Annotated in this window: 13 protein-coding genes; all 13 read right to left on the bottom strand. The window is 71.1% G+C overall.

Annotated elements, in window-relative coordinates:
* Nucleotides 1-99 precede the first annotated feature (99 nt).
* Entirely contained in the window at nucleotides 100-2,622 is a 2,523-nt protein-coding gene (locus AOM46_RS14020) for an ATP-dependent Clp protease ATP-binding subunit (protein ID WP_062210552.1), read from the bottom strand.
* Nucleotides 2,623-3,197: 575 nt separating this feature from the next.
* Nucleotides 3,198-3,548 carry an Lsr2 family protein gene (locus AOM46_RS14015; protein WP_062210549.1) on the bottom strand — a complete coding sequence of 117 codons (351 nt, stop codon included), beginning with the start codon at nucleotides 3,546-3,548 and terminating at the stop codon, nucleotides 3,198-3,200.
* A gap of 162 nt (nucleotides 3,549-3,710) precedes the next feature.
* Nucleotides 3,711-4,229, bottom strand: a complete 519-nt coding sequence (locus tag AOM46_RS14010; RefSeq protein WP_078856787.1) for an amino-acid N-acetyltransferase — start codon at nucleotides 4,227-4,229, stop codon at nucleotides 3,711-3,713.
* A 10-nt stretch (nucleotides 4,230-4,239) separates the two neighbouring features.
* Complete coding sequence (locus tag AOM46_RS14005) at nucleotides 4,240-4,650, bottom strand: BlaI/MecI/CopY family transcriptional regulator (RefSeq protein WP_078856786.1); 411 nt, start codon at nucleotides 4,648-4,650, stop codon at nucleotides 4,240-4,242.
* Nucleotides 4,651-4,723: 73 nt separating this feature from the next.
* Nucleotides 4,724-4,939, bottom strand: a complete 216-nt coding sequence (locus AOM46_RS14000) for a hypothetical protein (protein ID WP_062210543.1) — start codon at nucleotides 4,937-4,939, stop codon at nucleotides 4,724-4,726.
* A gap of 66 nt (nucleotides 4,940-5,005) precedes the next feature.
* Nucleotides 5,006-5,236 carry a hypothetical protein gene (locus AOM46_RS34030; protein ID WP_158920422.1) on the bottom strand — a complete coding sequence of 77 codons (231 nt, stop codon included), beginning with the start codon at nucleotides 5,234-5,236 and terminating at the stop codon, nucleotides 5,006-5,008.
* 82 nt (nucleotides 5,237-5,318) lie between these two features.
* Nucleotides 5,319-6,116 carry a type III pantothenate kinase gene (locus AOM46_RS13995; RefSeq protein ID WP_062210539.1) on the bottom strand — a complete coding sequence of 266 codons (798 nt, stop codon included), beginning with the start codon at nucleotides 6,114-6,116 and terminating at the stop codon, nucleotides 5,319-5,321.
* Between the two features lies 1 nt (nucleotide 6,117).
* Nucleotides 6,118-7,134, bottom strand: coding sequence for a carboxylating nicotinate-nucleotide diphosphorylase (gene nadC, locus AOM46_RS13990; protein WP_234313780.1), 1,017 nt, complete (start codon nucleotides 7,132-7,134; stop codon nucleotides 6,118-6,120).
* A 55-nt stretch (nucleotides 7,135-7,189) separates the two neighbouring features.
* Nucleotides 7,190-8,971 carry an L-aspartate oxidase gene (locus tag AOM46_RS13985; RefSeq protein WP_062210533.1) on the bottom strand — a complete coding sequence of 594 codons (1,782 nt, stop codon included), beginning with the start codon at nucleotides 8,969-8,971 and terminating at the stop codon, nucleotides 7,190-7,192.
* Nucleotides 8,968-9,831: a pantoate--beta-alanine ligase gene (panC, locus tag AOM46_RS13980; RefSeq protein WP_062210530.1), complete on the bottom strand. Its 864-nt coding sequence runs from the start codon at nucleotides 9,829-9,831 to the stop codon at nucleotides 8,968-8,970. Before panC ends, AOM46_RS13985 begins: the two co-directional genes overlap by 4 nt.
* Nucleotides 9,828-10,787, bottom strand: coding sequence for a Rossmann-like and DUF2520 domain-containing protein (locus AOM46_RS13975; protein WP_062210526.1), 960 nt, complete (start codon nucleotides 10,785-10,787; stop codon nucleotides 9,828-9,830). The genes panC and AOM46_RS13975 overlap by 4 nt, the downstream gene beginning before the upstream one ends.
* Before the next feature lie 66 nt (nucleotides 10,788-10,853).
* Nucleotides 10,854-11,561, bottom strand: a complete 708-nt coding sequence (locus AOM46_RS13970; RefSeq protein ID WP_062210524.1) for a response regulator transcription factor — start codon at nucleotides 11,559-11,561, stop codon at nucleotides 10,854-10,856.
* A gap of 48 nt (nucleotides 11,562-11,609) precedes the next feature.
* Complete coding sequence (locus AOM46_RS13965; protein ID WP_062210518.1) at nucleotides 11,610-12,809, bottom strand: sensor histidine kinase; 1,200 nt, start codon at nucleotides 12,807-12,809, stop codon at nucleotides 11,610-11,612.
* Between the last annotated feature and the right edge of the window lie 119 nt (nucleotides 12,810-12,928).

The raw sequence follows: 12,928 nt of genomic DNA, 5'->3' as shown, positions 1-12,928 counted from the left end.
ACGGCGAGCGGACCCCAGCCGGGCGGACGCACGCGGGCGCCCCGTGACCCGAGGGTCACGGGGCGCCCGTGCGTTGTCCGCTCCGGAAAGCGGCCCGGCTCAGTCCTTGGTGAGCTTGGGGCCGCCCTTGGCCGCCTGCTCCACCGGCGGGGCGTCGGGCAGCGAGGACTTCTCCTCACCCCGGAAGGTGAACTTCCGGTCCTTGCCCTCGCCCTCGGTGCCCACCACCACGATGTGCCCGGGGCGCAGCTCGCCGAAGAGGATCTTCTCCGAGAGCACGTCCTCGATATCGCGCTGGATGGTGCGCCGCAGCGGGCGGGCGCCCAGCACCGGGTCGTAGCCGCGCTTGGCCAGGTGCTCCTTGGCGTCCGTGCTCAGCTCGATCGCCATGTCGCGGTCCTTCAGGCGCTCGTCCACCTGGGCGATCATCAGATCGACGATCTTGATGATGTCCGTCTGGGTGAGCTGGTGGAAGACCACGGTGTCATCGACACGGTTCAGGAACTCCGGGCGGAAGTGCTGCTTCAGCTCGTCGTTGACCTTGGCCTTCATCCGCTCGTACCCGGTGGCGACATCGCCGGCCACCGCGAACCCGAGGTTGAAGCCCTTGGAGATGTCCCGGGTACCGAGGTTGGTGGTCATGATGATGACGGTGTTCTTGAAGTCCACCACCCGGCCCTGGGAGTCGGTCAGCCGACCGTCCTCCAGGATCTGCAACAGCGAGTTGAAGATGTCCGGGTGGGCCTTCTCGACCTCGTCGAAGAGGACCACGGAGAACGGCTTGCGGCGCACCTTCTCGGTGAGCTGGCCGCCCTCCTCGTACCCCACGTATCCGGGCGGGGAGCCGAAGAGCCGGGAGACCGTGTGCTTCTCGCCGAACTCCGACATGTCGAGGGAGATCAGCGCGTCCTCGTCGCCGAACAGGAACTCCGCCAGCGTCTTGGACAGCTCCGTCTTACCCACGCCGGACGGGCCGGCGAAGATGAACGAGCCACCGGGGCGCTTGGGGTCCTTCAGGCCCGCCCTGGTGCGGCGGATGGCCTGGGAGAGGGCCTTGATGGCGTCCTGCTGGCCGATGACGCGCTTGTGCAGCTCGTCCTCCATGCGCAGCAGTCGCGAGGACTCCTCCTCGGTCAGCTTGAAGACCGGGATGCCCGTGGAGGCGGCCAGAACCTCGGCGATCAGGTCCTCGTCCACCTCGGCGACGACGTCCATGTCGCCGGACTTCCACTCCTTCTCGCGCTGCGCCTTGGCGGTGAGCAGCTGCTTCTCGTTGTCCCGCAACGAGGCGGCCTTCTCGAAGTCCTGCGAGTCGATCGCGGACTCCTTCTCCCGGCGCACGTTCGCGATCTTCTCGTCGAACTCGCGCAGGTCCGGCGGGGCCGTCATCCGGCGGATGCGCATCCGCGAGCCGGCCTCGTCGATCAGGTCGATCGCCTTGTCGGGCAGGAAGCGGTCCGAGATGTAGCGGTCCGCCAGCTGGGCCGCGGCGACCAGGGCCGAGTCCGTGATGGAGACGCGGTGGTGCGCCTCGTAGCGGTCCCGCAGGCCCTTCAGGATCTCGATGGTGTGCGGCAGCGAGGGCTCCGCGACCTGGATCGGCTGGAAGCGGCGTTCGAGGGCCGCGTCCTTCTCCAGGTACTTGCGGTACTCGTCCAGCGTGGTGGCACCGATGGTCTGCAGCTCGCCACGGGCCAGCATCGGCTTGAGGATGCTGGCGGCGTCGATGGCGCCCTCGGCGGCGCCGGCGCCGACCAGGGTGTGCAGCTCGTCGATGAACAGGATGATGTCGCCGCGGGTGCGGATCTCCTTGAGGACCTTCTTCAGGCGCTCCTCGAAGTCACCGCGGTACCGGGAGCCGGCGACCAGGGCGCCGAGGTCCAGGGTGTAGAGGTGCTTGTCCTTGAGCGTCTCGGGCACCTCGCCCTTGACGATCGCCTGGGCCAGGCCCTCGACGACGGCCGTCTTGCCGACGCCGGGCTCGCCGATCAGCACCGGGTTGTTCTTGGTGCGGCGGGACAGCACCTGCATGACCCGCTCGATCTCCTTCTCGCGCCCGATCACCGGGTCGAGCTTGGTCTCCCGAGCGGCCTGGGTGAGGTTCCGGCCGAACTGGTCGAGCACCAGGGAGGTGGACGGCGTGCCCTCGGCCGGGGCTCCGGCGGTGGCCGCCTCCTTGCCGCCCGAGTAACCGGAGAGCAGCTGGATCACCTGCTGCCGCACCCGGTTGAGGTCGGCGCCGAGCTTCACCAGGACCTGGGCGGCGACGCCCTCGCCCTCGCGGATCAGGCCGAGCAGGATGTGCTCGGTGCCGATGTAGTTGTGGCCGAGCTGGAGTGCCTCGCGGAGCGAAAGCTCCAGCACCTTCTTGGCCCGGGGGGTGAAGGGGATGTGCCCGGACGGCGCCTGCTGGCCCTGCCCGATGATCTCCTCCACCTGCTGGCGGACCGCCTCAAGCGAGATCCCGAGGCTCTCCAGGGCCTTAGCGGCGACACCCTCACCCTCGTGGATCAGGCCCAGAAGGATGTGCTCGGTGCCGATGTAGTTGTGGTTGAGCATCCGGGCTTCTTCCTGAGCCAGGACGACAACCCGCCGCGCGCGGTCGGTGAACCTCTCGAACATCGTTAATCGCTCCTCAGAGCGGTCAGGCAGTAAAGGGGTCGGTCCCCTCCCTGTCCTTCCGCAGCTTAGTCCCGCAACGGGGGACCGCTCATTCCGACAGTGGCCCCTGTCCCCGGCTCCGTGCCCCGAACAGGCGACAACAGCTCCAACCCGATAGTGCGAGACGATGTTCCCGCAGGCCAAGGGATGGCGCCCCGGATGACTACGCCGTCGGCGAACGCCCCCGGGAATACCAGCCACGAACCCACAACCACCGCCCCCTCATCCATTAGGGACTTCCTACCCCCCAAGGCTGACACTCCATGCGGGACTGGTCCCGAACATCCGCTACAGGCGAACGCGAACACCCTGAGCGGCGGCACGCCGACGAGGCGTGACCGGCCTCCGAAGAGGCCGGGGACGAGGTCGGGGAGGGGTCGGGGAGGAGGCCGCCGGGCGGGCGGTGGGGCTACCCGGCGGGTGGTGGGGACATGCCTCGGGGGGCCGCCCGGAAAGCGCGACCCCCCGTACAGGGACCCTCACCCAGGCCGTGGACCGCCACGGCTGACTGAAAGGCCGTTCGATAACGACGCGACTCAGACGCCGGCCTTCTCGTACGCCTCGCGGATGTTCGCGGGAACGCGGCCCCTGTCATTGACGTCGTATCCGTTCTCCTTGGCCCAAGCGCGGATTTTCGCGGTGTCCTGGGTGGCGCCACCGGCGGTCGCGCCCGCCACGGCCGCCCGACCACGGCCCCGAGCGGCGCGGCCACTGCCGGCACGCCGACCAGCCTTCACATAGGGCTCAAGCGCATCGCGCAACTTGTCGGCGTTTTCGGAGTTGAGGTCGATCTCGTAAGTCTTGCCATCCAGGGCGAACGTAACTGTCTCGTCAGCCTCGCCACCGCTGAGGTCATCGAGGAGAAGGACCTGAACCTTCTGTGCCACCGGGCTACTCCTCTTTCATAGTTCCGAATACCATTAGGGGTACTGCGCAAGTAATCAAACCGTCATTGCCGGGAAAACACAAACCCCGGGCCAGGATTACTGGGGTCACCCCTTAAGACGAGGTGGGACGATTCGGACATAACCGCCGCTCGGTCACATGAATCAGAGATGCAACAGCATGCGGCTGTTACCCAATGTGTTGGGCTTCACCCGTTCCAGTCCCAGGAACTCGGCGACGCCCTCGTCATTGGAACGCAGCAGCTCACTGTAGACATCGCCGTCAACGGGCGCGTCACCGATCTCGATGAACCCGTGGCGGGCGAAGAACTCGACTTCGAAGGTCAGGCAGAAAATTCGACGGACCCCGAGCCAGCGGGCGGTCCCGAGCAACTTCTCCAGCACCAGGTGGCCCACACCCTGCCCCTTGAGGGTCGGGGCGACCGCGAGAGTGCGCACCTCGGCCAGATCTTCCCACATCACATGCAGCGCTCCGCAGGCCACGACTTCCGCGTCCTCGTCGCGCTCGGCCACCCAGAACTCCTGAATGTCCTCGTAAAGGGTGACCGTCGCCTTGTCGAGCAGGATGCGCTGGCGCGAGTAGGCGTCGATCAGCCGGCGCACGGTCGCGACGTCCGTAGTCCTGGCGCGGCGGACAGTGACTTCCGTTGGGGTTTCCGACACAGCGGCGAGGTTATCGCTGTGGCGGTTGGTCTTCCTCTTCGGGGGCGGTCACCCGAACTCCGGCGACATCCACGACCCGGAGGGCGCCGCGCAATGATGCGGTCTGCTCGGGGGACATCATCCCGAAGAAAGCGACGAGAGCCGCGGCCGGGTTGTCGCTCTCTGACCACGCGTCATTCATCAAAGCTGCCGAGTACGCAGCGCGAGTGGAGATCGCCTCATAGCGATAGGCGCGCCCCTCCTGCTCGCGGCGCACCCAGCCCTTCTGATGCAGGTTGTCCAGAACCGTCATCACGGTCGTATAGGCGATCGAACGGTCCTGTCGCAGATCTTCGAGAACTTCCCGCACCGTGACCGGGCGGTTCCACTCCCACACGCGGGTCATCACCGCGTCTTCCAGGTCTCCCAATGGCCGAGGCACAGGAAGAACAATAGTCCCGCAGGGATAAAACGGACGTTTCCTTCGGGCCGATCGGGCGCTTCGGCCGGTCGGATCAGCCCTCGGCGGCCTCCCGGCGGGCGGTGGAATCGGCGGCCCTGGCCGTCGGGTCAACGGAGTTCGTGGTGTTGACGGAGGCCAGTGCCGCGTCCACCGCGGCGTCCTCCTTGTACTTGTTGGCGCCGCCCTGACTCCTGACGATGGTCACGATCAGGAAGACAAAGGCGACGGCCATCACCGTGGGCGCGAAGAGCGCGGCGATGTAGTCCACGGGAATCGGCCTCCTTGGGGCTGCTCGGGTGAGCCAGCCTACCGACCGCCCGCCGCCGCTCTCTCGTCACTCCTCCTCTTCGCCCCCCGTGGGTCGCTCCGCCGCCCCGCCGGCCGACTCGTCCCCCTGGGGGGCACCCGGGTCCGTCGGCGGCGGCGTCGGGCGCTTGCGGCGTGGCGGGAAGACGTCCGCCGGAGTCGGCACCGGGCGCTGGGCCTGCGAACGACGCGACCGCTGCTCACCGTTGTCGTCCCCGTCGCCGCCCGGGGTCGGGGAAGAAGCCTGAGACGTAGCCATAAACCGACTTTAAGTACTAAACAGACAATCGCGACTGATTGGCCGTCGGCGGCGTGTTCCCTCCCGGGCGGTCCCGGGTGGTTCAGAGTCGGGAGACGTTGCGCTCGTAGACCATGCGGAGGCCGATCAGGGTGAGCCAGGGCTCGTGCTCGTCGATCACCGTGGACTCGCGGAGCACCAGCGGGGCCACCCCGCCGGTGGCGATCACCGTCACATCGTCCGGATCGTCGGCCAGCTCCCTGGACATGCGTTCCACCATGCCGTCGACCTGGCCGGCGAAGCCGTAGAGGATGCCGGACTGCATGGACTCCACGGTGTTCTTGCCGATCACATGGCGGGGCCTGGCCAGCTCCACCTTGTGCAGCTGGGCGCCGCGCAGGCCCAGCGCCTCGACGGAGATCTCGATGCCGGGGGCGATGGCGCCGCCGGCGTACTCGCCGCGCGCGGAGACCGCGTCATAGGTGGTCGCGGTGCCGAAGTCGACCACGATGCAGGGGCCGCCGTACAGCTCGACGGCCGCCACGGCGTTGATGATCCGGTCGGCGCCGACCTCCTTGGGGTTGTCGGTGAGGATCGGCACCCCCGTCTTCACGCCCGGCTCCACCAGCACGGCGGGGATGTCGCCGTAGTAGCGCCTGGTGACCTCGCGCAGCTCGTGCAGGACCGAGGGCACCGTGGAGCAGATGGCGATGCCGTCGATGCCGTCGCCCAGCTCCTCGCCGAGCAGCGGGTGCATCCCCATCAGGCCCTGGAGCAGCACCGCCAGCTCGTCGGCGGTGCGGCGGGCGTCCGTCGAGATGCGCCAGTGTTCGACGATCTCCTCGCCGTCGAAGAGGCCGAGGACGGTGTGGGTGTTGCCGACGTCGATGGTGAGCAGCATGTCAGGAGCGCCCCTCGGAGCGGAGGTCGAGGCCGATGTCCAGGATCGGCGCCGAATGGGTGAGCGCGCCCACCGCGAGGTAGTTCACCCCGGTCGCCGCGTACTCGGCCGCCACGTCCAGGCTGAGCCGGCCCGAGGATTCGAGATCGGCCCGGCCGGCGACCAGGGCCACCGCCTCGGCCGTCTCCTCAGGGTTGAAGTTGTCCAGCAGGAGCAGATCGGCGCCCTCGGCGAGAACCGGCTCGATCTGGTCCAGGTGGTCCACCTCGACCTCGACGGGCACCCCCGGGAACTCCTCCCGCACCCGACGGAACGCCTCGGCGACGCCGCCGGCGGCGACCACGTGGTTGTCCTTGATCAACGCGGCGTCGGAGAGCGACATCCGGTGGTTGACGCCGCCGCCGCAGCGCACCGCGTACTTCTCCAGCATCCGCAGCCCGGCCGTGGTCTTGCGGGTGTCCCGGACGCGGGCCCCGGTGCCGGCCAGGGCGTCGGCCCAGGCCCTGGTGGCGGTGGCGATGCCGGAGAGCCGGCAGAGCAGGTTGAGCGCGGACCGTTCGCCGGTCAGCAGGTCCCGGGTGCGGCCGGTGACGGAGAGCAGCACCTGGCCGGCCTCGACCCGGTCGCCGTCGGCGACATGCCGTTCCACCTCGAACTCGTCGGCGCAGACCACCGAGAGCACCGCCTCGGCGATATGCAGTCCGGCCACCGTGCCGGCCTGCCGGGCGGTGAAGTCGCCGGTGGCGACGGCGGACTCGGGGATGGTGGCGACGGTGGTCAGATCGACGCCGCCGTCCAGGTCCTCCTCGATCGCGAGGTGGGCGATGTCCTCCACCCGGATCGGGTCGAGACCCGCCGCTTCGAGCAGCGCGGCCAGACCGGGGTCGAGGCCGCATTCCAGGGGGTCGAACCGGTCGGGGCCCTCGGCGTCGTGCCCGGCGCCGCAGCCGCATCCCGAGCCACAGCCGCCGACCGGCTCGTCCGCCTCGGGGCGGCTGCCGATGGGCAGCAGGTTCAGCTCTACCTGCGGGGGGCCGGGGGGTCGGGGGCTGCTGGTCACGACTGAAGCTCTCCTAGGGAACGACCGGGCCGTCAGGGAACCCGGTCGTGTCGGTGGTGTGGACCGCGAGGGCAGGGCCCGCGGCTCCGGTGCGCAGCGCGGCGACCAGATGGCGTCGCCAGGCCGCATCGTTCCGCTCGGGGTGGTCCTCGCGCCAGTGGCAGCCGCGCGTCTCCGCGCGGCGCTGGGCCGCGCTGACCAGAACCCGGGCGACCAGATGCAGGTTAGCCGTCTCCCAGGTGTCCGTGCCCGGCTCCGCCGGCTTCCGGTCATCATCTTCCGCCAGGGCGTCCAGCGTTCTGGCGGCCTCGGCGAGGCTGTCGGCCGAGCGCAGCACGCCGGCGCCCGAGGTCATCGCGCGCTGGATGGCGAGCCGCGCCTCGGGCGGCGGCAGCCCGACGCCGGGCAGCGGACGGGGAACGGTCAGCCCGTCGAGGCCACGAGGGCCGGCCGCCGAGCGCTCGGGGGCGGCGGCGACGCTTCCGGCGACGCGTGCGGCGCTTCGTTCCGCGATGCGCTCCGCGATGCGCTCGGCGATTCGTTCCGCGATGCGTTCCGCGAAAACCAGCCCCTCAAGAAGCGAGTTGGAGGCCAGCCGGTTGGCGCCGTGTACCCCGGTGCAGGCCGTCTCGCCGCAGGCGTAGAGCCCCGGCACGGTGGTCCGCCCGGCGAGGTCGGTGCGCACCCCGCCGGAGGCGTAGTGGGCGGCCGGGGCGATCGGCACCGGCTCCGTCACCGGGTCGATGCCGTGCGAGCGGCAGGCGGCCAGGATGGTGGGGAACCTGCGCTCCCACATGTCCGCGCCGAAGTGCCGCGCGTCCAGATACATGTGGTCGGTGCCCTGCTCGCGCATGCGGCGGGTGATCGCCTTGGCCACGATGTCGCGGGGCGCCAGCTCGGCCAGTTCGTGTTGGCCGAGCATGAAGCGCTCGCCGGCCGCGTCCACCAGATGGGCGCCCTCGCCGCGCACCGCCTCGGAGATCAGCGGCTGTTGCCCCTCCGCGCCCGGGCCGAGATAGAGCACCGTCGGATGGAACTGGACGAACTCAAGATCGGAGACCTCGGCGCCGGCGCGCAGCGCCAGGGCGACTCCGTCGCCGGTGGAGACGGCCGGGTTGGTGGTGGCCGAGAAGATCTGCCCCATGCCGCCGGTGGCCAGCACGACGGCGTCCGCACGGACCGCGCCGACGCCGTCGTGCCGGCCCTCGCCCATCACATGGAGCGTGACGCCGGCGGCGTGGCCATCGGCGTCCTTCAGCAGGTCGAGCGCCAGGGCGTTCTGCACGGTCTCGATGCCGGCGGCGCGCACCGCGGCGAGCAGCGCGCGGGAGATCTCGGCGCCGGTGGCGTCGCCGCCGGCGTGCGCGATCCGCCGCCGGTGGTGGCCGCCCTCGCGGGTCAGCGCGAGGGCGCCGTCCCCTTCGGTGTCGAAGGTGGCGCCGAGCGCGATCAGCCGGCGGACCGCGTCCGGGCCCTCGGTGACCAGGGCGCCGACCGCGCGTTCGTCGCAGAGCCCGGCGCCGGCGACCAGGGTGTCGGCCAGGTGCTGCTCGGGGGTGTCGCCCTCGCCGAGCGCGGCGGCGATGCCGCCCTGCGCCCAGCGCGTCGAGCCGTCGTCGAGGCGGGCCTTGGTGACGATCACGGTGCGCAGGCCGCCGGCGGCGCAGCGCAGCGCGGCGGTGAGCCCGGCGACGCCGGAGCCGATCACCACCACGTCCGCCTCGACGGCCCAGCCGGGCTCGGGCGCCGGCAGCGGCCCGGCTATGGCGGGCGGCAGCGCCTCGTCGCGGCTCATGCCCGGCCGCCCAGGGTCAGGGTGACGTTGTCGATCAGCCGGGTGGTGCCGACCCGGGCGGCGACGGCGAGCAGCGCCTCGCCGGTGTGTGCGTCCGGCGCCTCGTCCAGGGTGGCCGGGTCGAGCAGCGCCAGATAGTCGAGGGCGAGCGGGGGGTCGCCGCCGGCCGCCTTGTCGAGGACGGCGCGCGCGGCGGCGCGCGCGCCGGGCGCGTCCGGCTGTTCGGCGGCGGCGAAGAGCGCGCGGGAGAGCGCCAGCGCGGTGTCGCGCTCCGCCGGGGAGAGATAGCGGTTGCGGCTGGAACGGGCCAGGCCGTCCGGATCGCGGAGGGTCGGCACCGGGACGATCTCCACCGGGAAGTTCAGATCGCGCACCATCCGCCGCACCAGGGCCAGTTGCTGGGCGTCCTTCCGGCCGAAGGTGGCGTAGTCGGCGCGGGTGAGATGGAGCAGCTTGGCGACGACGGTGAGCATGCCGTCGAAGTGGCCCGGCCGGGAGGCGCCCTCAAGCCGCTCGCCCAGCGGGCCGGCCGCCAGGGTGACGGACGGGCGGCCGTCCGGGTACATCTCGGCGTCGGTGGGGGCGAACAGCAGATCGGCGCCGGCGTCCTCGGCGAGCCTGGCGTCGGCCTCCAGGGTGCGCGGATAGCGCTCGAAGTCCTCGCCGGCGCCGAACTGGAGCGGGTTCACATAGACCGTGACGACGATCTGCCCGCCGGGTCCGACGCGCTCCCTGGCGGCCCTGATATTGGCCGCGTGCCCCTCGTGCAGGGCGCCGAGCGTCATCACCACGGCGCGCTCGGCCCCGCGCGTGTAGTGCGCGTACAGCTCCTCGGCGCGACGCGCCACGGTCAGGGTCATCCCTCAGCTCCGTCCGAACCGTTCGATGCGGTGCCGCCGGCCTCGCCGCCGGCGGCCAGCACGCCCAGCAGCGCCTCGGCCAGCTCGGGCTTGAGCAGCCCGCTGTCCAGGGCGCGGTCGGCCGTGGTGCGGGCCAGCGCCAGATAGCTGGCCAGGGTGTCGGGGGCGTGCGCGCGCAGCTCCGCCAGATGCGCGGCGACCGTGCCGGCGTCGCCCCTGGCCACAGGCCCGGTGAGCGCGGTGTCGCCGGAGCGCAGCGCGTTGTCCAGGGCGGCGCCGAGCAGCGGGCCGAGCATCCGGTCGGGCGCCGCGACGCCGGCGGTGCGCAGCACCTGGAGGGACTGGGCGACCAGCGTGACCAGATAGTTGGCGCCCATGGCGAGCGCGGCGTGGTAGAGCGGGCGGTCGGACTCCTCGATCCACTCCGGCTCGCCACCCATCTCGATCACCAACGCCTCGGCGGCCATGCGCAGTTCGACCGGGGCCGTGACGCCGAACGAGCAACCGGCCAGCCGCTGCACATCGACCGGGGAGCCGGTGAACGTCAGCACCGGATGCAGCGCCAGCGGCAGCGCGCCGGCGCGCAGCGCGGGGTCCAGCACCCGGGTGCCGTAGCGGCCCGAGGTGTGCACCAGCAGCTGTCCGGGGCGGATCGCGCCCGTCTCGGCGAGGCCCGCGACCAGCGTGGGCAGCGTGTCGTCGGGGACGGTCAGCAGCACCAGATCGGAGGCGGCCAGCACCTGGTCGGGCGGCAGCAGCGGCACGCCGGGCAGCAGCGCCTCGGCGCGGCGCCGCGAGCTGTCCGAGACGCCGGAGGCGGCCACCGGCTGGTGCCCGGCCAGCCGCAGCGCGGCGGCCAGCACCGGGCCGACGCGTCCGGCGCCGACCACGCCGACGCGCAGCCGCGCCGGACGGTCGTGCGCCTCGACGTTACGGGGCGCTGAGGCGGCGTTCACCGTTTGGTTCTCTCCCTTATCGGGCGTTCCGGTCCGACCGACCCGGTACCGGACGTCCCCCTCATGCTACGGCGCCCGCCTGCCGCCCCCCGAGCCGTGCTGCCCGGTGGCCCGCACCAGGCCGCTCTCGTAGGCCAGAACCACGGCCTGCACCCGGTCCCGGAGCCGCAACTTGGCCAGCACCCGGCCCACGTGGGTCTTGACGGTGGCCTCCGAGACGAAGAGCCGCGCGGCGATCTCCCCGTTGGAGAGGCCCTGCGCGATCAGCAGCAGCACCTCCCGTTCGCGGTCGGTGAGCAGATCCAGCTCGGGGCGGTTCCTGACCTCGGGGCCCGGCATCAGGCTGGCGAACCGATCGAGCAGCCGGCGGGTGGTGGAGGGCGCCACCACCGCGTCACCGCTGTGCACGGAGCGGATCGCGGCCAGCAGCTCGTCCGGCGGGACGTCCTTCAGCAGGAACCCGGAGGCGCCGGACTGGAGCCCGGAGAAGGCGTACTCGTCGAGGTCGAAGGTGGTGAGGATCAGCACCCGAGGGTCGCCGGGGCCGCCGGCGCCGCCCTGGCAGATCCGTTGGGTGGCCTCGACGCCGTCCATCCTGGGCATCCGGACATCCATCAGCACCACGTCGATCTCGGTGGTGGCGAGCCGTTCCAGGGCCTCGACGCCGTCGCCCGCCTCGGCGGCCACGGTGATGTCGGGCTGCGCGCTCAGCACCATCTTGAAGCCGGTGCGCAGCAGGGCCTGGTCGTCGACGAGCATCACACGGATCGGCATCTTGGCTCTCCCCCTCGGTGGTCATGGCGTAGCGGACGCCGGCCGCGCTCAGTCGCCGCCGGACAGCGGCAGGGTGGCGCTGATGCGGAAGCCGCCCCCGGGGCGGGGGCCGGCGACCAGCAGGCCGTTGACCATGCCGACCCGCTCCCGCATCCCGATCAGACCATGGCCCTGGCCGTCGGCGCCGCGCCCCTCGTACAGCTCCTGCTGGGCGCCGCGCCCGTCGTCCTCGGCGAGCACCGTGAGCGATTCGCCGCCGTACTCCAGGGTGACCGTGGCGCCGGCGTCGGGGCCGCCGTGCTTGCGGGTGTTGGTCAGCGCCTCCTGCACGATGCGGTAGGCGGTCAACTCGACGCCGCTGGGCAGCGGCCTCGGCGTGCCCGCTATCCGGAACTCGACCGGCAGCCCCGTGTCCCGCACCTGGTCGACCAGATCGGACAGCTGCTCGACGCCCGGCTGGGGAACGTAGTCCTGCGCGCCGACCTGGCTCTCCTCGGTGCGCAGCACGCCCAGCAGCCGGCGCATCTCGGTGAGCGCCTGCCGGCCGGTGCCGGAGATGGTCTTGAGCGCGTTCAACGTCTGCTCGGGGGCGCTGTCGAGCACATAGGCCGCGCCGTCGGCCTGGACCACCATCACGGAGACGTTGTGCGCCACCACATCGTGCAACTCCCGCGCGATCCTGGCGCGTTCGGCGGCGACGGCCATCCGCGCCTGGGTCTCCCGCTCCAGTTCGAGCCGGGCGGCGCGCTCCTCCAGCTCCGCGTAGTAGGCGCGGCGGGTGCGCAGCGAATCGCCCAGCACCCAGGCGAGGCAGAAGGCGACACCGACGAAAATGGCGGAGATCACGCGGTTGAACAGCGTGCCGCCCTCCGCCGGCGGCCACCGGATCGCGTTCAGGGCCGGCGCCGCCACGGACATCACCAGCCCCATCCGGGACGGCCAGCGCTCGGGCCTGGCGGCCACCGTGAAGGTGATCACCAGCAGTGCGAAGTCGGCCGGGAGCGGGGTGATGTCCGCCGCGACCTGGAAGAGCCCGGTGACGATGGCGAGCACGAGCATATGGGCAGGCCAACGGCGGCGGAGCATGATCACGACGCCGAGCAGCAGCGTGGCGATCAGGCCACCCACCTCCGGCCCCTCGTAGCTCGGCTCGGCGACGACGAGGATGGAGCTGATCACCAGCACAAACGCCCAGCAGCCGTCGACCCAGAGGGGGTGACGGCGGAGAAAGTCATAGAGCCGGTTCACTTCACCCAGAGTAGCCACTACATCGGGCCGGGGAGTCAACCCGACGACCGATACATCCAGCGCTCAACTACTCCTCAAGGTGGACGGGCCCGAGCACGACGACCCCACGACGACAGGAG

This window comes from Streptomyces sp. NBRC 109706 (assembly GCF_000974485.1).
GTDB lineage: Bacteria > Actinomycetota > Actinomycetes > Streptomycetales > Streptomycetaceae > Streptomyces.
This window is presented reverse-complemented; position numbering and strand designations above follow the sequence as displayed.

Coding starts and splice junctions, on each gene's coding strand:
- AOM46_RS14020 (WP_062210552.1), bottom strand. CDS start 2,622: ATGTTCGAGAGGTTCACCGACCGCGCGCGGCGGGTTGTCGTCCTGGCT.
- AOM46_RS34030 (WP_158920422.1), bottom strand. CDS start 5,236: ATGGCTACGTCTCAGGCTTCTTCCCCGACCCCGGGCGGCGACGGGGAC.
- AOM46_RS13995 (WP_062210539.1), bottom strand. CDS start 6,116: ATGCTGCTCACCATCGACGTCGGCAACACCCACACCGTCCTCGGCCTC.
- AOM46_RS13985 (WP_062210533.1), bottom strand. CDS start 8,971: ATGAGCCGCGACGAGGCGCTGCCGCCCGCCATAGCCGGGCCGCTGCCG.
- panC (WP_062210530.1), bottom strand. CDS start 9,831: ATGACCCTGACCGTGGCGCGTCGCGCCGAGGAGCTGTACGCGCACTAC.
- AOM46_RS13970 (WP_062210524.1), bottom strand. CDS start 11,561: ATGCCGATCCGTGTGATGCTCGTCGACGACCAGGCCCTGCTGCGCACC.